Here is a 19,889-nt window from a genome sequence, read left to right as displayed (position 1 = left end):
TTGCCCTTATCAGACCGCGAGGAGCACGCCGCGGAACACCGGATCCTCCAGTGCGCGTCCGGTGCCGAGCGCGACGCAGGTAAGCGGGTCTTCTGCAACGGTGACCGGCAGGCCGGTCTCGTCGCGCAGCACCTCGTCAATCCCTTCCAGCAGCGCGCCGCCGCCGGTGAGAACGATGCCCTGATCGACGATGTCCGCCGCCAGTTCGGGCGCGGTGTTCTCGAGCGCGATGCGAACGCCCTCGACGATCGTGCCGACCGGCTCGCTCAGCGCTTCGGCGATCTGGCCCTGGTTGATCTGGATTTCCTTGGGCACGCCGTTGACGAGATCACGGCCCTTGATGTGGATCGTCTTGCCGACGCCGTCCGCCGGCGGCTTGGCGACGCCGACTTCCTGCTTGATCCGCTCGGCGGTGCTTTCGCCGATCAGCAGATTGTGGTTGCGGCGGACATAGCTGACGATCGCTTCGTCCATCTTGTCGCCGCCGACGCGGACCGACGTGGAGTAAGCGAGACCGCGCAGCGAGAGCACGGCGACTTCGGTGGTGCCGCCGCCGATATCGACGACCATCGATCCGATCGGTTCGGTCACCGGCATGTCGGCGCCGATCGCGGCGGCCATCGGCTCCTCGATCAGCCAGACCTGGCTGGCACCGGCGTTCGACGCGGCATCGCGGATCGCGCGGCGCTCAACGCTGGTCGAGCCGGAGGGGACGCAGATCACGATCTGCACGCCGAACGGGCGGCGGCGACGGCCGCCATGCACCTTGCGGATGAAGTGCTCGATCATCTTTTCGGCGACGTCGATGTCCGCGATCACGCCATCGCGCAGCGGACGAATCGCCTCGATCGAGCCGGGAGTCTTGCCCATCATCAGCTTGGCGTCGTCGCCGACGGCCTTCACCCTCTGGATACCGTTGAGCGTTTCGACCGCCACGACGGACGGCTCGTTCAGGACGACCCCGCGTCCGCGCAGGTACACAACCGTATTCGCGGTTCCCAGATCGATCGCCAGATCGTGGGACATGAACTTGAAAAGGCGGGAAAATAGCATTTGATCGCACCGTCCTGTTGCGGCTGGGCCCGAGCCGCTTATTCGCACTGAGACTAATCCCGGCCGATCCGGGCGGATCGACTCCGGCCCCGATCAGGCGGACTCAAATCTGGCGGATGCGGGTCGCGGAATGGCGCCGCTTGGGCTACACCGGCGTTCATGTCAATACGCCGTCTCCCAGAGCATCTTGTCAACCGAATTGCCGCCGGCGAAGTGGTGGAACGCCCTGCCAGCGCGCTCAAGGAACTTGTGGAAAATGCCATCGATTCCGGGGCCTCGCGGATCGCGGTCCGTCTCGCGGGAGGCGGTATCGACCTGATCGAGGTGACCGATGACGGATGCGGTATGGACCGCACCGAAATGGCGCTGGCATTGGAGCGTCATGCGACCTCCAAATTGCCTGACGATGCGATCGAAGCCGTCACGACGTTGGGTTTTCGCGGTGAGGCGTTACCCTCGATCGCGAGCGTCGCCCGCCTGACGATCGAAAGCCGGGTGCGCGGCGCCGAGGGCTGGGCGCGGACGGTCGATAACGGCGCGCTGACTGGCGAGGGACCGGCTGCACTGCCGCCGGGTACGCGCGTGCGGGTCGAAGGACTGTTCGAGAAGGTGCCGGCGCGGCGCAAGTTCCTGCGCTCGACCCGCGCTGAATATGCTGCCTGTCTCGATGTGGTGAAGCGGCTGGCGATGGCGCGGCCCGATCTGGGTTTCTCGGTCGAACATGACGGACGCCGGGTGTTGAGCGTGCAGGAAGGGATGACCCGGCCCGAACGCGTCGCCGCGCTGACCGACCGCGATCTGGCCGCCAACAGCGTCGGTGTCGATTTCGAGCGTGAGAGCCATGTGCTGGGCGGCGTGGCGAGCCTGCCAACCTTCAACCGCGGTATCGCCGACCACCAATATCTGTTCGTCAACGGACGCCCGGTGAAGGACCGGCTGCTCAACGGGGCTGTGCGCGGCGCCTATGCCGAGATGCTGGCGCGTGACCGGCATCCGGTGGTGGCGTTGTTCCTCGATGTGCCGGCCGATCAGGTCGATGTGAACGTCCATCCGGCCAAGACCGAGGTGCGCTTTCGCGATCCGCAGCTGGCACGGGGACTGATCGTGAGCGGATTGCGGCGTGCGCTGGATGAAGCGGGGCATCGCAGCGTGCAGCGCGCAGATACCGCCGTGATGGGCCTATGGCAGGCCGAGCAGCCCGCAGCACCCGCACCGGAGCCCCAGCAGAATCTCTGGGGAATCGGTCATGGCGGGGCCGAGACCCTGACCCGCCACAACGCGGTGTTCGACCGCCGCCCGAGCTTCATTGCGCCGCCCCAGGCCCGGGCCGAGCCCGCCGCTGAGCCAGTGCCGGGCGTCACCAGCTTCCCGCTGGGCGTCGCCCGGGGGCAGGTTGCGCGCACCTATATCGTCGCCGAGGCTGAGGACGGGCTGGTGCTGGTCGATCAGCACGCCGCGCATGAGCGGCTGGTGCTCGAACGGATGCGGCGGGCGATGAGCAACGGCGGGGTCGCGGCGCAAGCGCTGCTGCTTCCAGAGGTTGTCGAACTGGACGAACCGGCGTGCGACCGGTTGGAAGCGCGGCTGGCGGAACTGGCCGAGTTCGGGCTGGAGCTTGAGCGCTTCGGGCCTCGCGCCATGCTGGTGCGCGCGACCCCTGCGATGCTGGGCGGGGGCGATGTCACCGCGCTGGTCACCGATATCGCCGACGAGCTGGCCGCGTTCGACGAGGCGCTTTCGCTGAAGGAGCGGCTCGACCATGTCGCCGCGACCATGGCGTGCCACGGTTCCGTGCGCGCCGGGCGGGTGCTGTCGGTCGCGGAGATGAACGCGCTGCTCCGCGAGATGGAGATCACGCCGCATTCGGGCCAATGCAACCATGGCCGCCCGACTTGGGTGAAGCTGGCGCATGGCGATATCGAGAAACTGTTCGGGCGGAAGTGAGACGCGGCGGTGAGGCCCGCCCTCTAGAGCTGCGACTCCAGCGGAAGCCATCCGACGACCCGGGCGGTCAGGCGGCGCCAGAAGGAGGCCTCCGGGTCGCGTTCATAGGTTATGGGCTTTCCGCCATCGCTGGCGCGCCATTGCAGTGCGCCATCCGGGGTCAGGCTGACCGCGAAGCTGTGGTTCGGCGCGGTATCATGCTGCCAGACCGCTTCCATCTTCGCGGCGATCGTCGGGCAGTCGAAGAGCACGCCCATCTCGGTGTTGAGCGAGGCCGAGCGTGGATCGAAGTTCATCGATCCGATGAAGCCCGACGTCCCGTCGGTGGTGAACGCCTTGGTATGCAGGCTGGCGCTGCTCGACCCGCGCAGGGTGAGTTTCCGTCCCGTGGCTTCCGGGCGAAGCTCCCATAGTCTGACCCCGGCCTTGAGCAGCGGAACGCGATAGGGGGCATAGCCGCCATGGACCGCGGCGACATCGGTCGCGGCGAGCGAGTTGGTGAGGATCGAGACCGCGATTCCTTGCGCTGCCAGCCCGCCGAGCGCGGTGGTGCCTTCCACGCCCGGGATGAAATAGGGTGAGGTGATCTCGATCCGTTGCTTCGTTGCGACAAACACGGGCAACAACTCGCGCATCAGCCAGTTCTCGCCCTTCTTGCCGAGGGCCTTTTCCGGGGGGTCGGCGATGACGCGTGCGGTTGGCGTCCAGTCCGGTCGTGTCGCTTCGGGATCGAAGATCGCGATCCGGCTGGCGATGCGATCGAGATAGGCGTGTGCGTCGGTGCGAGCGGCGGTGGCGGCGAGCTCAGGTGTGATCTTCGCGAGCGCCGCATCGGGATTTCGGAGCGGCGAAAGCCGGTCTGCCGGCAGCGCGAGGCCGCTGTTCCAATAGTCGTCGAAGATCCGTTCGGTCTCGCCGACGGCTGCGCCGATCGCGAGGACATCCATGTCGCGGAAATTGGTGCTTTCGGCCGCGTCGAAATAGGCGTCACCAATATTGCGCCCGCCCAGGATCGCGATGCGCCCGTCGGCGATCCACGCCTTGTTGTGCATCCGCCGGGTGACGCTGAAGGTCCGCAGCGCCATCTCGATGCCGCGCCGGAGGCTGCCTGGCCGGGCGCGGGTGGGGTTGAAGATGCGGATCTCGATCAGCGGGTGATGCGCCATGGCGGACATGGCGTCCGAGCTGTGTCCGGTGCCGATATCATCGACCAGAAGGCGGACGCGAACGCCGCGCCCGGCCGCTTCAAGGATTTCGGCCATCAGCAGACGGCCGGTCAGATCGTCGTTCCAGATGTAATAGAGGAGGTCGAGCGAGCGTTCGGCTTGCCGTGCGGAGATGCCTCGCGCGGCAAAGGCGTCGAGATTCTCGTCGAGCAGCAGCAGGCCGGTCTCGCCCGGATGGGCGGCGGTCGCTGCGCCGATGCGGCGATCCAGCGCGGTCTGATCCTCCGCGATCGGCAGGGCGTGGGATGGCTTGCCCTGAACACCGGCTGCAAAGCGGCCGTAGAGCCAGGTCGCGAGCATCGAGGCTGCGATAAACCCCAGACCGGCCAGAACGAGAATCTTGATCATGATCCGGCTTCACCCCTGACAGTCGCGAGGTGAGCAGGCGAAATCCAACTTTGCAAGCGGCACTACAACGGAAAAGGGCCGCCCGGTTTCCCGCGCGGCCCTTCTCTTTGACTTGCCGGAACGGCGAGAGCGTCAGCCCTCGGCCTGCTCCTCGGCGGCCGGAGCCTCGTCCGCGGCGATTTCGCCCGGCTCGAGGTTCGGGTCGCGGTCTTCGACGAAGCCGGTCTCGTCCTTTTCGAACATCGCGGCCATGACGTCGACGCCCTGTGCCTGCATCTCGGCCTCTTCGGGCGAGCGGGCGACGTTGACCTTGACGGTCACGGCGACTTCGGCGTGAAGCGCGACGCGCACCTCGAACACGCCGATCGCCTTGATCGGCTTGTCGAGAACGACCTGCGACTTGGTGACCTTGTGGCCGTCGGCGACCAGCGCTTCGACGATGTCGCGAACCGCGACCGAGCCGTAGAGCTGGCCGGTGTTCGACGCCTGGCGGATCAGGGTGACCGAAACGCCCTCGAGGCCCTTCGATTCCTTCTCGGCCTCGCTGCGCTTCGCGGCGTTGTCGGCCACGATGCGTTCACGGTTGGCTTCGAAGACCTTGCGGTTGGCTTCGTTGGCGCGGAGCGCCTTCTTGTTCGGGAGAAGGAAGTTGCGGGCGAACCCGTCCTTCACCTTCACCACGTCGCCGATGTGGCCGAGCTTCTCGACGCGCTCAAGCAGGATGACTTCCATGAGCTGCGCTCCTTACTTCACGATGAAGGGCAGAAGGCCCAGATGACGCGCGCGCTTGATGGCGACAGCCAGCTCGCGCTGCTTCTTCGCGCTCACCGAAGTGATGCGCGACGGGACGATCTTGCCTCGCTCGGACACGAAGCCCTGCAGCAGACGTACGTCCTTATAGTCGATCCGGGGGGCGTCCTTCGCGGAGAAGGGGCAGCTTTTGCGGCGGCGGAAAAAGGGTCGTGCCATGGTCTTTCTCCTTACTCGCCCGCGTTGCTGAAGCCGGTGGTGTTGCCACCTTCTTCACGATCACGACGGCCGCGGCCGCGCTCGCGCTCCTGGCCCTTGCGCATCATCACGGTCGGACCCTGCTCCAGCTCGTCCACGCGGACGGTCATGTAGCGGATCACGTCTTCGTTGATCTGCGTCTGGCGCTCGAGCTCGGCGACGACACCCGCGGGGGCGTCGATTTCGAGCATCACATAGTGCGCCTTGCGGTTCTTCGCGATCTTGTAGGCGAGCGAACGAAGACCCCAGGTCTCGGTCTTCACGACCTTGCCCTGATTGTCCTCGACGATCTTGGTGGCGGTTTCCGCCAGTGCGTCCACTTGCGCCTGTGCCAGATCCTGGCGCGCAAGGAACACATGCTCGTACAGAGCCATGCGTCTTCTCACTGTTGGCCGATCGCTGACGCCGCCCCGTGCGGACGCCCCTCCGGCTGTCGTTCCAAATACGAAAAGCGGTCAGCCGAAGCTGCCGCTCAACGCCGCGCCTCTACGCGCGGTGGGGGCAAAAGGCAAGTCCGGCCTCGAAGTTGACAGGTTGCTTGACACAAACGCGCTGTTTTTCCGGCGCATATTTCCTCGCATACGTCCTTTGGAATCCTTACTAAGCATCTGAATTCCAACATTGGAAGCTAAGAAATCATGGGCAGGCGAGGGCGGCGGAGTGGTTGACACCCCGCCGCCCGGAGGAAGCTTGATTGACGCTTCTGTCGGACCTTACCGGATCATGTTGGCGAACACCGCGGCGACGATCCCGCTCGTGATGCCGACCAGCACCGCGTCATTGCCCGACTGGACATAGCGGTAGCCGCGCGGCGGCGCCTTGAGACCGCGATAGTGGCGATAGTCGATCTGCCGATAGTTGCGGGCGTAGCGGCTGTCGAACCGCTGGCCGCGCTTCCAGTTGCGATACTCGACCCGCGCCGGGCGGTAGGTCTGCTTCTTCACCACGACCTTGCCGTTGGGCTTGTGCTTCACGACCGTGGTGGTGTGATGCTGGGGCGCGGCGGCGGCCGGAGCGGCCATCAGCACCGGGCTGGCGATCATCGATGCGGCGACCGCCGCGAGCACGAACTTCTTCATATCCTGTCTCCTCGATCTACTGGCGGTCGCCTCAGCGGCCACAGCTGCAATCTGGAGACGGGGTGTCGCGGAAGTTTCGCCGGCAACCCGGAAAATGGTCACCGATTGTCGCAAGTGTGTCGCGTTCGTTCATCTTGCGGGATTGGCCCTGCGGGCATAGGGCGGCGGCTTGTTTGTTGTCAGCTTGCGCTGACGCGGCACCGGCCCGCTCCTCCACCCGGCCACCCATAGGATGCTGTCGCTGGGTGGCCGGGTGGGGGAGTGGGCCGGCGCGGGACCGAACGTAATATGAGGGAGCCATAACATGCGTGCGTTCATCTTTCCGGGCCAGGGGAGCCAGTCGGTGGGCATGGGCCTCGCGCTGTCGCAGGCGAGCGCCGTGGCGCGCGAGGTGTTTCAGGAGGTGGACGAGGCGCTCGGCCAGAACCTGTTCAAGCTGATGACCGAGGGGCCGGAAGGCGACCTGTTGCTGACCGAGAATGCCCAGCCGGCGATCATGGCGCATGCGATTGCGGTGCTGCGCGTGCTGGAGAAGGAGGGCGGCGTCTCGCTGGCCGACAAGGCCGATTTCGTCGCGGGCCATTCGCTGGGTGAATATACCGCGCTGTGCGCCGCGGGGGCGCTGGACCTGGGTGTGACGGCCAAGCTGCTCAAGCTGCGCGGGCAGGCGATGCAGGCGGCGGTGCCGGTGGGTGAGGGCGCGATGGCGGCCCTGCTCGGCGCCGATCTGGTCAAGGCGCAGGCGATTGCCGACGCCGCGGCCGAGGGCGAGGTCTGCACCGTCGCCAACGACAATGATCCGTCGCAGGTGGTGATCTCCGGCGCCAAGGGCGCAATCGACCGTGCGGTCGCCATCGCCAAGGATCACGGCGCCAAGCGCGCAGTGCTGCTGCCGGTGTCCGCGCCGTTCCACTGCCCGATGATGCAGCCGGCGGCGGACGCGATGGAGAAGGCGCTGGCCGACGTCGCGATTCGCGCGCCGCTGGTGCCGGTCTACGCCAATGTGACCGCTTCGCCGGTCCATGATCCCGACACGATCCGCACGCTGCTGGTCGAGCAGGTCACCGGCATGGTGCGCTGGCGCGAATCGGTGGCGGCGATGTTCGATGCCGGGGTGACGGACTATGTCGAACTGGGCGGCAAGGTGTTGGGGGCGATGGTCAAGCGCATCGCGCCCGACGCGGCCGTGACCAGCGTGGTGACGATGGACGATATCGAAGCGCTCGAGAAGGCGCTCTAGAACTGGCCAACAACACGCCGTCATGCTGAACTTGTTTCAGCATCCATCGTGCAACCAGTGGCTCAGTCGCCGGTGACGAACTGGACCCTGAAACAAGCTCAGGGTGACGGAAGAAAGAGGGAATAGAGGGAATATGTTCGACCTTACAGGCATGACCGCGCTGGTGACTGGCGCTTCGGGCGGGCTGGGGACCGCGATCGCGAAGGGGCTGGCGGCGCAGGGCGCGCGGCTGGCGATTTCGGGATCGAATGCCGAGAAGCTGGAGGCGTTCCGCGCCGAGCTGGGCGGGGATCATGTCGCTTTGGTGTGCAATTTGTCGGATGGTGCCGAGGTGGACGGCCTTGTCCCGCGTGCGGTCGAGGCGCTCGGCAAGCTCGATATCCTCGTTAACAATGCCGGCGTCACCCGCGACAACCTCGCCATGCGGATGAAGGACGAGGAATGGGATCAGGTGATCCGCGTCAACCTTGAGGCCGCGTTCCGCCTGATGCGCGCCGCCGCCAAGCCGATGATGAAGGCGCGCTATGGCCGGATGATCTCGATCACCTCGGTGGTCGGTCAGACCGGCAATCCGGGGCAGGCCAATTATGCCGCGTCGAAAGCCGGCCTGGTCGGCATGTCCAAGGCGCTGGCGCAGGAACTGGCGAGCCGCAACATCACCGTGAACTGCGTCGCGCCGGGCTTCATGCGCTCCGCGATGACTGACGTACTGCCCGAAGCGCAGAAGACCGCGTTGCTGACGAAGATTCCCGCAGGCGACCTTGGTACCGGTGAGGACATCGGCGCGGCGGTGGTGTATCTTGCGTCGAAGGAAGCAGGTTACGTCACCGGCCAGACGCTGCATGTGAATGGCGGCATGGCGATGATCTGACGCGGCGCGAACGCTTCGCGACCCCTTGCGCGGGGCCGGGCGGCGTTCTACGTGCGTTCAGGAATTATCAATCCAACGACCCAATTTAAGAAGGAACAGGGTATGAGCGAGACCGCCGATCGCGTGAAGAAGATCGTCGTCGAGCACCTCGGCGTTGAGGCCGAAAAGGTGACCGAGGACGCGAGCTTCATCGACGACCTGGGCGCGGACAGCCTCGACATCGTCGAGCTGGTGATGGCGTTCGAAGAGGAATTCGGCGTCGAGATCCCCGATGATGCCGCCGAGAAGATCACGACCGTCAAGGACGCGATCACCTATATCGACGAGAATCAGGGCTAAGCGGACCTACCGCATGGCCGCCCGCACGGGCAGGAATTGACGAACGGCTCCCGGTCCCGGAAAGGGGCGGGGAGCCGTTTCGTTTTTTGAGACCATTTGCTGCCGCATCGTTGTTCGCCAAAGGCCGGTTCCCGCTCTTTCGGCACGATGCTCTGAACGGAGAGATACTATGCGCCGCGTCGTCGTGACTGGCCTTGGCCTCGTGACCCCGCTGGGTGCGGATGTCGAAACCGCATGGAAGAACATCATCGCGTCGAAATCCGGCGCGGGGACGATCACCCGGTTCGACGCCACCGACTTCCAGAGCAACTATGCCTGCGAAGTGAAGCCCGCCGACCATGAATATGGCTTCGATCCCGCCAAGCGCGTCGATCACAAGATCCAGCGCCAGGTCGATCCGTTCATCATCTATGGCATCGATGCCGCCGGACAGGCGATCGAGGATGCCGGCCTCACCGACATGACCGAGGAGGAGCGCTATCGCGCCGGCTGCTCGATCGGGTCGGGCATCGGCGGCCTTCCAGGCATCGAGAGCGAATCGCTGGTGCTGGCCGAGAAGGGCCCGAAGCGCGTTTCGCCGCACTTCGTCCATGGCCGCCTGATCAACCTGATCTCGGGGCAGGTCTCGATCAAATACGGCCTGATGGGGCCGAACCATGCCGTTGTGACCGCCTGCTCGACCGGCGCGCACTCGATCGGCGACGCCGCGCGGATGATCGCGATGGACGACGCCGATGTGATGCTGGCCGGCGGCGCCGAGAGCACGGTGTGCCCGATCGGAATCGCCGGATTCGGCCAGGCGCGCGCGCTGTCCACCGGCTTCCGCGACGAGCCGTGGCGTGCGAGCCGCCCCTGGGACCAGGCCCGCGACGGTTTCGTGATGGGCGAGGGCGCGGGCATCGTCGTGCTCGAGGAATATGAGCGGGCCAAGGCGCGCGGCGCCAAGATCTATGCCGAAGTGGTCGGCTATGGTCTGTCGGGCGACGCCTATCACGTCACCGCACCGCATCCCGAGGGTTCGGGCGCGTTCCGTTCGATGCAGATGGCGATGAAGAAGTCGGGCCTCGACCTCAGCGACATCGACTACATCAACGCGCATGGCACCTCGACCCCGCTCGGCGACGAGCTGGAACTGGGTGCGGTCCGCAAGCTGTTCGGCAATGCGATCGGCGATCTGTCGATGAGCTCGACCAAGTCGGCGATCGGCCATCTTCTGGGCGGCGCGGGCGCGGTGGAGAGCATCTTCTGCATCCTTGCGATGCGCGACGGGATCGTGCCGCCGACGCTCAACCTCGACAATCCGAGCGAGAATTGCGCGGGCGTGGACCTGGTCCCGCACGTTGCCAAGGAGCGCAAGGTGAAGGCGGTGCTGAACAACTCGTTCGGCTTCGGCGGCACCAACGCATCGCTGGTGATGAAGGCGGTCTGATCTCCACAGGAGAAGCACGGCGATGTTGCGCAAGCTTGGGTGTTTGGGCGTCATCGCCGTTCTGATCATTGGCGCCGCCGCCTTCTGGGCGGCGAACCAATGGGGTGGCGCGGGGCCGGGCAAGGCCAATGTGACGGTCGAGGTGCCGGCGGGCGCCACAATGCGCTCGGCCGCCGAGGCGATGGAGAAGGCGGGCGCAATCAAGAGCGCCGACACCTTCCTGTGGATGGCTCGCCTCTTCGGCGACGATGCGCCGGTTCAGGCGGGCGAATATCGCGTTCCCGCCGGGATCAGCCAGGCCGATGTCCTCAAGATGCTGCAGGGCGGCCGCACGCTCCAGCGCTTCGTGATGATCCCCGAGGGGATGCCCTCTATCCTCGTCCACGAACGCTTGGCCGCGGCGCCGCAACTGGGCGGCAAGACAGTGGTACCCGAAGAGGGCAGCATCCTGCCCGACAGCTATTCCTACAATCGCGGCGACAGCCGGCAGGCGGTGCTCGACCGGATGCAGGCGGCGATGACGAAGTATCTTGAGCAAGCCTGGGCGAAGCGGAAGCCGGGGATTGCTGTGAGCACGCCGGAACAGGCGCTGATCCTCGCCTCGATCGTCGAGAAGGAGACGGGCAAGGCCGAGGAGCGGCGGATGGTGGCGGGGGTCTATTCCAACCGCCTCAAGCGCGGCATGCCGCTGCAGGCCGATCCGACGGTGATCTATCCGGTGACCAAGGGCAAGCCGCTGGGCCGCCGCATCCTGCGCTCCGAACTGCAGGACAAGAACGGCTACAACACCTATGCCAGCGCCGGGCTGCCGATCGGGCCGATCGCCAATCCCGGCCGCGCGAGTATCGACGCGGTGCTCGACCCGGCCGAGACCAACGCGCTCTATTTCGTCGCCGACGGCACCGGCGGGCATATCTTCGCCGACACGCTCGAGCAGCACAACGCCAACGTCCAGAAATGGTATGCGCTGCGCCGGGCGCGGGGAGAAATGTGACCCGCTGACGGCCAAGCCGTCAAACGGCCATTTACGCGGATTTCTGCGATTGATAACGTTCCCAACGATGCAGAATCGATGGGAGGGATGCGATGCGGATGCGCTGGATTGCGGTCGTGGCGGGGTTGCTGGCCGGGGCCGCGCCGGCCGGTGCGCAGGGCTTCGTGCATCGCGAGGGCAAGCAGATCGTCGATGGCGAGGGGCGCCCGTTGCTGCTGCGCGGCATGGGGCTGGGCGGCTGGATGCTGCAGGAAGGCTATATGCTCGAGCTCGGTGGGCTCGAGAAGGGCCAGCAGCATGTGATCCGGCGCCGGATTACCGAGCTGGTCGGCGAGGAGAAGGCGGCGCGTTTCTATAAGGCCTGGCTCGATAATTTCACGACCAAGGCCGACATCGACGCAATGGCGCGCTGGGGTTTCAACTCGGTGCGACTGCCGATGCACTATAACCTGTTCACGCTGCCGGCCGAGCGCGAGCCGGTGGCGGGGCAGGATACGTGGATCGAGGACGGCTTCGCACGGATCGACCGGCTGCTCGAATGGACGCGCGCCAACAACATGCATCTGATCCTGGATCTGCATGCCGCGCCGGGCGGGCAGGGCAACGACCTGCCGATCAGCGATCGCGATCCCGCCAAGCCCTCCCTGTGGGAAAGCGCGGAGAACCGGCGCAAGACGGTGGCGTTGTGGAAGAAGCTGGCCGAGCGCTACGCGAACGAACCGGGGATCGCGGCCTATGACATCCTCAACGAGCCCAACTGGGACTTCGACGGGCCGAAACAGGGCAATGGCTGTTCGTCCAAGGCGAATGCGCAATTATGGGACTTTTATCGCGAGGTGATCGCGGCGATCCGCTCGGTCGATCGCAACCACATGGTGATCCTCGAGGGGAATTGCTGGGGCAACAACTATGGCGGGCTCGACACGCCGCTCGACGCGAACTCCGCGCTGAGCTTCCACAAATACTGGAACCGGAACGACCGCGCCTCGATCGAAGGTCATCTGGCGCTGCGCGACAAGCTCCGCCTGCCGCTGTGGCTTGGCGAGACGGGGGAGAATTCGAACGTCTGGTTCCGTGATGCCATCGCGCTGGTCGAGGGCGAGGGGATCGGCTGGGCGTGGTGGCCGCTCAAGAAGATCCGCTACAACAACCCGCTTCAGCTGGTGCCCAATCCGGGGTGGAACGCGCTGGTCGCCTATTGGCTCGGCAAGGGGCCGAAGCCGAGCGCGGCGGATGCCGAGGCGGCGCTGATGCGGCTGGCGACGCACGACGCGCGGTATGAGAATAATATCCAGCATCCCGACGTGATCGACGCGATGTTCCGCCAGCCACATTCCACCGCGACGCGGGCATTCAAGCCGAACCGTATCGGCAAAAGCGAGGCGCGGATCCCGGCGGTCGACTTCGACCTTGGGCGGCCGGGCTTTGCCTATCGGGACCGGGAGGACGCGAACTATCATGTCGCGACCGGCGGCGAGCGGGTGACCTGGAATTCGGGCATGACCTATCGCAACGATGGTGTGGACATCGCCGCGGACGCCAGGGGCGCACCCTATGTGACGGGCGTACAGACCGGCGAATGGATGCAGTACACCGTGGATGCGGAGCAGGCCGGCGTGCGGAGCGTGAGCGTTCGCGTGCGAGGCGGCGGTGCGGGCGGTACGCTTTCGCTCGCCGCGAACGGGCGAGCACCGGTGTCGATCACGATTCCAGCCGGGCGCGACTGGACAGCGGTCCGCTTTGCTGAAATCGGGCTGGCACCGGGTCAGAACCGGCTGGTGCTGAAAGCCGATGCCTGTACCGATTGCGAGATCGAAAGTCTGATGTTCGCCGGCAAATGACCACGCTGCCCGACGCCAATCGGGCAGCGCGGTCATGCCGGATCAGTAGGCGGCGGTAAAGCGCGCGCGGCTGTGGCGGTGCTGTTCCAGTTCGTCGGCCATTGCGATTGCATAGTCCGCGAAGCTGATCTTGCTCTCGCCATCCGCATCGGTGAGGAGTTGGTCGGTGCCGGTGCGGTAGGTGCCGCGGCGGGGGCCTTCGAACAGCAAGGCAGCGGGGGAGAAATAGGTCCAGTCGACCTGCGTTTCGTCGCGCAGCGCGTCGAGGAAGGCGATGCCGCCCAAGGCCGCGTCCTTCCATTCCGCCGGGAAATCGGGCGTGTCGATGACGCGGACCCCGGGCGCGACCTCAAGGCTCGCCGCGCCGCCGGTGACGAGCAGGCGCGGAACGCCGGCCTGCTTGAGCGCGGACAACAGGGTGTCGGCTGACACATCGAAGTGCAGCGCGCTGATCACTGCATCGGCGGGGCGGATCAGATCGGCCAGCGCGGCGGGATCGGAGGCGTCACCGGCCTTCGCGATAACCCCCGGCAGCTGCGGGATCGCTTCGGGCTTGCGGGCGATGGCGAGCACCTGATGGCCGCGCGCCGAGAGTTCCTTCGTGATTTCCGATCCTGCGCGCCCGCTGGCGCCGAGAACTGCAACTTTCATGTCCGGTGTCCTATATAGTTTCTAATGGATACCAAGTCGGGTATGGATACCGATCATGCAAGAAGGCACTTTGAAGAACGATAGTCACCCCGAGGGAACCGCCGTGCAACGCGGCGATGTCTATGCGGCCGATTGTCCGACCCGGAAGCTGCTCGACCGGATCGCCGATAAATGGAGCGTGCTGATCCTCTTGCTGCTCGGGCAGGAGGACCTGCGCTTCAACGCGCTCAAGCGGCGGATCGAGGGCGTGTCGCAGAAGATGCTGAGCCAGACGCTGCGATCGCTGGAGCGCGACGGGCTGGTCAGCCGGACGGTGGTCGCGACGGTGCCGGTCACCGTCACCTATGCGATCACGCCGCTGGGGCAGGGGTTGATCGGGTCGCTGCAATCGATGATCGACTGGGCCGAGACGCATATGCCCGACGTGGCCGAGGCCCAACGCGGCTATGACGGCGGCTCGACCTGAAGTCGTTCGTCGAGACGGCGTTGACGAGGCGGCGTCGCTCGGCAACCCAACCTTTCCCTTCCGAGGAAAGGCCATCGATGCGCTCCACTGCCTTTTGCGCGCTCGCGCTGACCCTGGGTTTCGTCCAGCCTGGATTGGCGCAGGAGAAGCCCGCGAGCCCGCCGTGGAGCGCGCCTGCGACGCTTGAGATCATTACCGAGGCGCGGCGCTTTACCAGCGGCGGGGTCGAGCTGGGCGGCACGCTCTACCTGCCGCGCAGCCGCAAGCCGCTGGCGGCGGTGGTGGTGACGCACAGTGCATCCTCGCCGCTTGGCGATGCGTCGCTCTACGAGCATCTCAAGGTGATGCTGCCGGCAATGGGCATCGCGGTGTTCACCTATGACCGGCGCGGTTCGGGGCGGTCGGGGACCAAGGCGGCCGGTGGCGACTATACCGTGCTGGCCGACGACGCGATCGCGGCGGTGCGCAGCCTCAAGGCCGATCCGCGCATCGATGCGCGGCGGATCGGGACGTGGGGGTTGAGCCAGGGCGGGTGGATCTCGCCGCTCGCGGCATCGCGCAGCCCTGAGATCGCCTTCGTCATCGCGGTGTCGGCGCCGGTGGTCACCGCCGACGTCCAGATGATCTTCTCATCGATCAATCACCTGCGCGCCAATGGCCATTCGCAGGCCGAGATCGATGAGATGGTCGCGACGCGCAAGGCCGTGGACACCTATATGCGCGGGACCGGGACGCGCGAGGCCGCGCAGGCGATGATCGACGTCGCCAGGACCCGGCCGTGGTTCAAATATACCTATATGGGCGAGACGATCCGCGACCGCGCGGTCTCGGGATGGCGCAAGGAGATCGAGAATGATCCGCTGCGCAACCTGACCGGGGTGAAGGTGCCGATGCTGGTGCTGTTCGGTGCCTATGACGCGGTGGTGCCGGTCGCGACCTCGGTCGAGCGGCTCAGGGAAATCGCGCCGCGGATGCCGAAGATGAAGGTCCATGTCGTCGCCGGCGCCGACCATTCGATGCATATGGCGGCCGACCAGAGCATTACGCTCGACCCCAAGCATGACGGGACCGAGACGGCGGATTCAGCCGAGTATATCGCGGTGCTGTCGAGCTGGCTGGCTGCGCGGGGGTACACGGGGAACTAGGCGCGCGTTCCGATTCGCCGTGTCGGGGATTACTCCCTTCGTCACCCCGGCCTTGTGCCGGGGTCCACTCAACAGCACGAGCTGAGCTGGAGCCTCTTGTCCAGCCGCTGCCTCCCGGTGGACCCCGGCACAAGGCCGGGGTGACGGCTGGGTGCAGTGGATGCGGTTGGGTCTAGCGGCGCAAGCCGGTGTCGAGGCGGTGGAACAGCCGGCCGAGCGCGGTGCGGCTGGGAGCGCGCGGGGGGAGTTGGGCGATCAGGCGGCGCACGGCGGAGGGCGCGCCGGCGATGGCGCTGTCGATCTCCATGTCCCCGATACGTACCGGGTCTTCCGAGCGCAGGGCGAGCGCATGTGCGGCATAACCGGCGGGGGCGAGGATGTGGTTGAGCTGATGTACGGTCGCGATCGGGTGCAGATAGGCGGCACCGGCTGCCGCAGCAGCGGCGCGCGCGGCGGCGGTCGCAGCGGGGGCTGAGGTTTCGCGGGCAGCGGCCTGAGCAGCCCAGGCAGCCTTGCGCAGCGCTCCGGAGCGCTCGGCGCCGTCCGCGAACGCCAATGCTGCCATCAGGGCCTCGCGCGGGCGCGGGTCGTCCGAACAATGTGCTTCGAACACCGAAAGGGCGCGGCCCGCGCAACCCTCGGCCCAGCGAGCGAGGTGCCGCAGATCGTCCGGCGTCAACGGGAGCGCGCTCGTCATCGCCCGCTCCCGGTCAGATTTCAGCGTGCGAGGCCGGCCGCGTCGCGGGCGAGCTGCTCGACTTCGGCATAGCTCGCGCCCTTGGGCGTGACCCAGCTGCCGCCGACGCACAGGACAGGGTTGAAGCCGAGCCAGTCGGGCGCGGTCGCGGGGCTGATGCCGCCGGTGGGGCAGAACTTCGCCTCGTAGAATGGTCCGGCGAGCGCCTTGAGCGCCTTGAGGCCGCCCGAGGTTTCGGCCGGGAAGAATTTGAAGTGGCGCAGGCCGAGGTCGTAGCCGCGCATGATGTCGCCGGCATTGGCGACGCCGGGCAGGAAGGGGACGCCGCTCTGGACGATGACCTGACCCAGTCGCTCGGTCAGGCCCGGCGAGACGATGAATTCGGCGCCCGCGTCCATCACCTGAGCGAACTGGTCGGTGTTGACCACGGTGCCCGCGCCGACGATCGCGCCCGGGACCTTCTTCATCTCGCGGATCGCGTCGAGCGCGGCGGCGGTGCGCATCGTCACCTCGAGTACCTTGAGCCCGCCCGCGACCAGCGCCTCGGCCAGCGGCTTCGCGGTGGCGGCATCTTCGATCACCAGGACGGGAATGACCGCGCTGGTGCGCATGATGGTTTCGATGCTCACTGGGTATGCTCCTGGGCGTAGGCCGCCGCGGCGCCATAGAGGCCGGGCTGGGGGTGGGTGATGAGCTTGACCGGGATCGACGACATCAGCGCCTGGAACCGCCCCTTGGCGATGAAGCGCTGGCCGAAGCCCGAATTGACGAGATGGTCCTTGAGCTTGAGGCCAAGGCCGCCCGCGATGACCACGCCGGTCGGGCCATGGGCGAGGGCAAGATCGCCCGCGACCGCGCCGAGGCTGAGGCAGAAGCGGTCGAGCGCGGCGACGGCGAGGCTGTCCTTCCCCTCGAAGGCGAGGGTCCAGATTTCCTTGTCGTTGAGGCGATGCGTGCGCTTGCCCTCGATCTCCGCAAGCGTCTCGTAGATCGGGACGATTCCGGGGCCGGCGCAGATGCGCTCGGCCGAGACGCGGGTGTAGGTCGACCGCAGCCGCTTGACGATCGAATCCTCGATCCCGTCGAGCGGGGCGAAGTCCATATGACCGCCCTCGGTCGAGATGACGTGGTAGCTGAGCGGGCCGGTGCGGAAGACCTGCGCGACGCCAAGCCCGGTGCCGGGGCCGCAGACGGTGATCGAGCCCTTTTCCGCGAACGGTGCGTCGGGACCGCAGAGGTGCAGGAAATGCTCCGACGGCAGCTGCGCTACGGCATGGCCGACCGCGCCGAAATCGTTGATCAGCGAATAGCTGTCGACCTCGAGCCGTTCCTTGATCAGCGGCGGGCGGATGATCCACGGATTGTTGGTGAGCTTGATCAGTTCGTCATTGATCGGCGAAGCGATGGCGATCGCCGCGGCGCGCGGCATCTCGCGCCCGAGTGCGCGCGCCGAAGCCTGCCAGGCGAGCTGGAAGCTGCCATGCTCGGCGGTCTTCTGGGTAACCGGTTCGCCGATTGAGACGACCCGGCCCCCTTCCACTTCGGCGATGGCGAAACGCGCATGGGTTCCGCCGATATCGACCGCGACGACTTCCAAATTCATTCTCCTTCTCAAGCCCCTCCCCTTTAGGGGAGGGGTTGGGGGTGGGGACTGCAAGTCTCATCGAGACCATCGCCCGGGGCGACTGCCCCACCCCAACCCCTCCCCTAAAGGGGAGGGGCTATGACGTTACAGTTCCGCCGCGGCGAGCATCGCAGAGCCGCCGGCTTCGGCTTCGCTCGCGCCGGCGCGCATCATCGCGAACAGCTCGCGTCCCGTGCCGAGGTCCGGCGGCGGGGCGGCGGCGAGTTCGCGCGCTTCCCATTCGGCCGGCTCGACCAGCGCCTGGAGGATGCCCTCTTCGGCGCAGAGGCGGACGACATCGCCGTCGCGCAACTTGCCGATGGGACCGCCGCCGATCGCCTCGGGCGAGAGGTGGATCGCCGCGGGCACCTTGCCCGACGCGCCCGACATGCGGCCGTCGGTGACCAGCGCGACGCGGAAGCCCTTGTTCTGGAGCACGCCGAGCGGCGGGGTGAGCTTGTGAAGCTCGGGCATGCCGTTGGCGCGCGGCCCCTGGAAGCGGACGACGACGACCACGTCGCGGTCGAGCTCGCCTGCCTTGAACGCGTCCTGCACCGCCTGCTGGGTGCTGAACACGCGGCACGGGGCCTCGATCGTCCAGCGGTCACGCTCGACAGCGCTGACCTTGATGCAGGCGCGGCCGAGATTGCCCGAGAGGATGCGGAAGCCGCCCTCGTCGGAGAAGGGCGCGTCGATCGTGCGGAGGATCGTATCGTCGCCGCTCTTCTCGCCATGATCCTTCCAGACGAGCGTGTCGTCCTCCAGAACCGGGTGCTTCACATAGTCGGCGAGGCTGTCGCCCGCGACGGTGAGCGTGTCGCCGTGCATGACGCCGCCCTTGATCAACTCGCGGATCACGAAGGTGGGGCCGCCGGCATCCTCGAACCCGTTCACGTCGGCCGATCCGTTGGGATAGACGCGGGCGAGCAGGGGCACGACGCGCGAGAGGCGGTCGAAATCGTCCCAGTCGATCATCACCCCGGCGCAGCGCGCAATGGCGGGCAAATGGATGAGATGATTGGTCGAGCCGCCGGTGGCGAGCAGGACGATGGCAGCGTTGACGATGGCGCGCTCGTCGACGATCTCGCCGATCGGGCGATAGTCGTTGCTGTCCCAGCCGATCTGCGGAAGCCGCTGGACGGCAGCCTTGGTCAGCTCCTGGCGCAGCTTGGTGCCCGGGTGGATGAAGGCGGCGCCGGGCATATGCAGGCCCATCGCCTCGACCATCATCTGGTTCGAATTGGCGGTGCCGTAGAAGGTGCAGGTGCCCTTGCCGTGATAGGCGGCGATTTCGGAGTCGAGCAGCTCTTCGCGGCTCGCCTTGCCCTCGGCATAAAGCTCGCGGACTCGCGCCTTTTCCTTGTTGGCGATGCCGGTGGGCATCGCACCGCCCGGGATCAGCACCATCGGCAGATGGCCGAAACGCAGCGCGCCCATCAGCAGCCCCGGCACGATCTTGTCGCAGATGCCGAGCAGCGCCGCGCCCTCGAAGGTATTGTGGCTGAGCGCAACCGCGGTCGACATGGCGATCGTGTCGCGGCTGAACAGCGACAGCTCCATCCCGGCATAGCCCTGGGTCACGCCGTCGCACATCGCAGGCACGCCGCCCGCGACCTGCGCGGTGGCACCAGCCTCGAGCGCCCAGATCTTCATCTGCTCGGGATAGCGGTAATAGGGCGCGTGCGCCGAGAGCATGTCGTTATACGCGGTGACGATGCCGATGTTCATGCGGCGACCGTCCTTCATCAGGTCGCGCTGCTCGTCGGTGCCGGCATAGGCATGGGCGAGGTTGGCGCAGCCGAGGCGGCCACGGCTGCTGCTGCCCGCCTCGCGCTGGGCGATCATCAGCGCACGATAGGCGTCGCGGCGCTTTCTGGAGCGTTCGATGATGCGATCGGTGACCGCGGCGATCTCGGGGAGGAGGTTGGTCACGC

Annotated in this window: 20 protein-coding genes; 9 read left to right on the top strand and 11 right to left on the bottom strand. The window is 66.4% G+C overall.

All coding sequences use genetic code 11. From position 1 onward, the window contains the following. Positions 1-9 precede the first annotated feature (9 nt). Positions 10-1,053 carry a rod shape-determining protein gene (locus tag AC07TU_RS12720; protein ID WP_495188259.1) on the bottom strand — a complete coding sequence of 348 codons (1,044 nt, stop codon included), beginning with the start codon at positions 1,051-1,053 and terminating at the stop codon, positions 10-12. Positions 1,054-1,212: 159 nt separating this feature from the next. Here AC07TU_RS12720 and mutL point away from each other — a divergent pair, with 159 nt between their 5' ends. Further along, a complete protein-coding gene (gene mutL / locus AC07TU_RS12715) occupies positions 1,213-2,997 on the top strand; it encodes a DNA mismatch repair endonuclease MutL (RefSeq protein WP_495188258.1) in 1,785 nt (594 codons plus the stop codon). A gap of 23 nt (positions 2,998-3,020) precedes the next feature. On the opposite strand, the gene AC07TU_RS12710 is transcribed toward mutL, so the two are convergent. From AC07TU_RS12710 to AC07TU_RS12690, 5 genes are all read right to left on the bottom strand, one after another. After that, positions 3,021-4,571, bottom strand: coding sequence for a phospholipase D family protein (locus tag AC07TU_RS12710; protein WP_495188257.1), 1,551 nt, complete (start codon positions 4,569-4,571; stop codon positions 3,021-3,023). A gap of 132 nt (positions 4,572-4,703) precedes the next feature. Next, entirely contained in the window at positions 4,704-5,303 is a 600-nt protein-coding gene (gene rplI / locus AC07TU_RS12705) for a 50S ribosomal protein L9 (RefSeq protein ID WP_495188256.1), read from the bottom strand. 12 nt (positions 5,304-5,315) lie between these two features. Further along, positions 5,316-5,540, bottom strand: a complete 225-nt coding sequence (gene rpsR, locus AC07TU_RS12700; RefSeq protein ID WP_069321915.1) for a 30S ribosomal protein S18 — start codon at positions 5,538-5,540, stop codon at positions 5,316-5,318. An 11-nt stretch (positions 5,541-5,551) separates the two neighbouring features. After that, positions 5,552-5,953: a 30S ribosomal protein S6 gene (gene rpsF, locus AC07TU_RS12695; protein ID WP_495188255.1), complete on the bottom strand. Its 402-nt coding sequence runs from the start codon at positions 5,951-5,953 to the stop codon at positions 5,552-5,554. A gap of 339 nt (positions 5,954-6,292) precedes the next feature. Then, positions 6,293-6,658: an RcnB family protein gene (locus AC07TU_RS12690; RefSeq protein WP_495188254.1), complete on the bottom strand. Its 366-nt coding sequence runs from the start codon at positions 6,656-6,658 to the stop codon at positions 6,293-6,295. 304 nt (positions 6,659-6,962) lie between these two features. Here AC07TU_RS12690 and fabD point away from each other — a divergent pair, with 304 nt between their 5' ends. The 6 genes from fabD (at position 6,963) to AC07TU_RS12660 (ending at position 13,372) form a co-directional block, all read left to right on the top strand. Next, on the top strand, positions 6,963-7,898 hold the full coding sequence (gene fabD / locus AC07TU_RS12685) for an ACP S-malonyltransferase (RefSeq protein WP_495188253.1): 936 nt from the start codon (positions 6,963-6,965) through the stop codon (positions 7,896-7,898). A 133-nt stretch (positions 7,899-8,031) separates the two neighbouring features. Further along, positions 8,032-8,769 carry a 3-oxoacyl-[acyl-carrier-protein] reductase gene (gene fabG, locus AC07TU_RS12680; protein ID WP_075151899.1) on the top strand — a complete coding sequence of 246 codons (738 nt, stop codon included), beginning with the start codon at positions 8,032-8,034 and terminating at the stop codon, positions 8,767-8,769. A 102-nt stretch (positions 8,770-8,871) separates the two neighbouring features. Then, positions 8,872-9,108, top strand: coding sequence for an acyl carrier protein (locus AC07TU_RS12675; RefSeq protein ID WP_066575645.1), 237 nt, complete (start codon positions 8,872-8,874; stop codon positions 9,106-9,108). Between the two features lie 169 nt (positions 9,109-9,277). After that, the gene (fabF, locus tag AC07TU_RS12670; protein ID WP_495188252.1) at positions 9,278-10,537 is read left to right on the top strand and encodes a beta-ketoacyl-ACP synthase II; all 1,260 of its coding nucleotides are present in this window, start codon (positions 9,278-9,280) and stop codon (positions 10,535-10,537) included. Positions 10,538-10,562: 25 nt separating this feature from the next. Then, complete coding sequence (gene mltG / locus AC07TU_RS12665) at positions 10,563-11,531, top strand: endolytic transglycosylase MltG (protein WP_495188398.1); 969 nt, start codon at positions 10,563-10,565, stop codon at positions 11,529-11,531. A gap of 92 nt (positions 11,532-11,623) precedes the next feature. Then, on the top strand, positions 11,624-13,372 hold the full coding sequence (locus AC07TU_RS12660) for a cellulase family glycosylhydrolase (RefSeq protein ID WP_495188251.1): 1,749 nt from the start codon (positions 11,624-11,626) through the stop codon (positions 13,370-13,372). Positions 13,373-13,414: 42 nt separating this feature from the next. Here the strand turns inward: AC07TU_RS12660 and AC07TU_RS12655 are convergent, their stop codons facing one another. Beyond that, complete coding sequence (locus tag AC07TU_RS12655) at positions 13,415-14,023, bottom strand: NAD(P)-dependent oxidoreductase (RefSeq protein WP_495188250.1); 609 nt, start codon at positions 14,021-14,023, stop codon at positions 13,415-13,417. A gap of 55 nt (positions 14,024-14,078) precedes the next feature. Between AC07TU_RS12655 and AC07TU_RS12650 the strand changes: the two genes are divergently transcribed. Next, positions 14,079-14,489 carry a winged helix-turn-helix transcriptional regulator gene (locus tag AC07TU_RS12650; protein ID WP_495188249.1) on the top strand — a complete coding sequence of 137 codons (411 nt, stop codon included), beginning with the start codon at positions 14,079-14,081 and terminating at the stop codon, positions 14,487-14,489. 77 nt (positions 14,490-14,566) lie between these two features. Continuing rightward, positions 14,567-15,634 (top strand): alpha/beta hydrolase family protein, encoded by a 1,068-nt coding sequence (locus AC07TU_RS12645; RefSeq protein WP_495188248.1) that lies wholly within the window; start codon positions 14,567-14,569, stop codon positions 15,632-15,634. Positions 15,635-15,806: 172 nt separating this feature from the next. Here AC07TU_RS12645 and AC07TU_RS12640 read toward each other — a convergent pair whose 3' ends face one another. The 4 genes from AC07TU_RS12640 to edd all read right to left on the bottom strand — a co-directional run bounded on the left by AC07TU_RS12640 (position 15,807) and on the right by edd (position 19,887). Then, the gene (locus AC07TU_RS12640) at positions 15,807-16,331 is read right to left on the bottom strand and encodes a putative immunity protein (protein ID WP_495188247.1); all 525 of its coding nucleotides are present in this window, start codon (positions 16,329-16,331) and stop codon (positions 15,807-15,809) included. Positions 16,332-16,351: 20 nt separating this feature from the next. Further along, entirely contained in the window at positions 16,352-16,960 is a 609-nt protein-coding gene (gene eda / locus AC07TU_RS12635) for a bifunctional 4-hydroxy-2-oxoglutarate aldolase/2-dehydro-3-deoxy-phosphogluconate aldolase (protein ID WP_495188246.1), read from the bottom strand. Beyond that, the gene (gene glk / locus AC07TU_RS12630) at positions 16,957-17,928 is read right to left on the bottom strand and encodes a glucokinase (RefSeq protein ID WP_495188397.1); all 972 of its coding nucleotides are present in this window, start codon (positions 17,926-17,928) and stop codon (positions 16,957-16,959) included. Before glk ends, eda begins: the two co-directional genes overlap by 4 nt. Before the next feature lie 132 nt (positions 17,929-18,060). Next, positions 18,061-19,887 (bottom strand): phosphogluconate dehydratase, encoded by a 1,827-nt coding sequence (gene edd / locus AC07TU_RS12625; protein ID WP_495188245.1) that lies wholly within the window; start codon positions 19,885-19,887, stop codon positions 18,061-18,063. Positions 19,888-19,889 lie beyond the last annotated feature (2 nt).

This window comes from Sphingomonas sp. GW821-FHT03E12 (assembly GCF_059420685.1).
This window is presented reverse-complemented; position numbering and strand designations above follow the sequence as displayed.

Bases quoted from the DNA above. Each gene is read 5' to 3' on its own strand.
- AC07TU_RS12720 (WP_495188259.1), bottom strand. From the start codon at position 1,053: ATGCTATTTTCCCGCCTTTTCAAGTTCATGTCCCACGATCTGGCGATC.
- mutL (WP_495188258.1), top strand. From the start codon at position 1,213: ATGTCAATACGCCGTCTCCCAGAGCATCTTGTCAACCGAATTGCCGCC.
- AC07TU_RS12710 (WP_495188257.1), bottom strand. From the start codon at position 4,571: ATGATCAAGATTCTCGTTCTGGCCGGTCTGGGGTTTATCGCAGCCTCG.
- rplI (WP_495188256.1), bottom strand. From the start codon at position 5,303: ATGGAAGTCATCCTGCTTGAGCGCGTCGAGAAGCTCGGCCACATCGGC.
- rpsR (WP_069321915.1), bottom strand. From the start codon at position 5,540: ATGGCACGACCCTTTTTCCGCCGCCGCAAAAGCTGCCCCTTCTCCGCG.
- rpsF (WP_495188255.1), bottom strand. From the start codon at position 5,953: ATGGCTCTGTACGAGCATGTGTTCCTTGCGCGCCAGGATCTGGCACAG.
- AC07TU_RS12690 (WP_495188254.1), bottom strand. From the start codon at position 6,658: ATGAAGAAGTTCGTGCTCGCGGCGGTCGCCGCATCGATGATCGCCAGC.
- fabD (WP_495188253.1), top strand. From the start codon at position 6,963: ATGCGTGCGTTCATCTTTCCGGGCCAGGGGAGCCAGTCGGTGGGCATG.
- fabG (WP_075151899.1), top strand. From the start codon at position 8,032: ATGTTCGACCTTACAGGCATGACCGCGCTGGTGACTGGCGCTTCGGGC.
- AC07TU_RS12675 (WP_066575645.1), top strand. From the start codon at position 8,872: ATGAGCGAGACCGCCGATCGCGTGAAGAAGATCGTCGTCGAGCACCTC.
- fabF (WP_495188252.1), top strand. From the start codon at position 9,278: ATGCGCCGCGTCGTCGTGACTGGCCTTGGCCTCGTGACCCCGCTGGGT.
- AC07TU_RS12660 (WP_495188251.1), top strand. From the start codon at position 11,624: ATGCGGATGCGCTGGATTGCGGTCGTGGCGGGGTTGCTGGCCGGGGCC.
- AC07TU_RS12655 (WP_495188250.1), bottom strand. From the start codon at position 14,023: ATGAAAGTTGCAGTTCTCGGCGCCAGCGGGCGCGCAGGATCGGAAATC.
- AC07TU_RS12650 (WP_495188249.1), top strand. From the start codon at position 14,079: ATGCAAGAAGGCACTTTGAAGAACGATAGTCACCCCGAGGGAACCGCC.
- AC07TU_RS12645 (WP_495188248.1), top strand. From the start codon at position 14,567: ATGCGCTCCACTGCCTTTTGCGCGCTCGCGCTGACCCTGGGTTTCGTC.
- AC07TU_RS12640 (WP_495188247.1), bottom strand. From the start codon at position 16,331: ATGACGAGCGCGCTCCCGTTGACGCCGGACGATCTGCGGCACCTCGCT.